1 protein-coding gene is annotated in these 357 nt (G+C 51.3%); it reads left to right on the top strand.

Annotated elements, in window-relative coordinates; genetic code table 11:
- Nucleotides 1–216: hypothetical protein (locus GPK90_RS19795; protein ID WP_486463669.1), on the top strand; the 216-nt coding region annotated here is incomplete at its 5' end.
- Nucleotides 217–357: the final 141 nt, after the last annotated feature.

Genomic DNA, 357 nt, shown 5'->3' with positions numbered 1-357 from the left:
AAGGAGCATTTTATGGGAAATGCGTTTGGAATGATCCCCGGCTTGGAAACGGACGAATGGAGCAATGACGCCTGCCGCGGCTATGTCATTATGGCAATGGAGGACTGCGGATTTTCAAAGAAGGATATACGGCGTGTTGTGGGGCAACTTTATGAAGTATTTGACCTCAACAGCGTGGAGGACGCCAAAGAAAAGTACCATTCCAGTCCTTACTGACCTCGGGCCATATCGCCCCGAAGTGGAGAAAGCTCAAAGGGCGGCACCTGCTGGGTGCCGTCTTTTGACATTTCCCCACAGGACAAGCGGGAAAGGCAGGCATATACACGCACTTTCGCAAAGGAGGTTTTCAATGACGCA

Origin of the sequence: Clostridium sp. MCC344 (assembly GCF_018785365.1) — a bacterium.
Classification (GTDB): Bacteria; Bacillota; Clostridia; order Lachnospirales; family Lachnospiraceae; genus Pilosibacter.
This window is presented reverse-complemented; position numbering and strand designations above follow the sequence as displayed.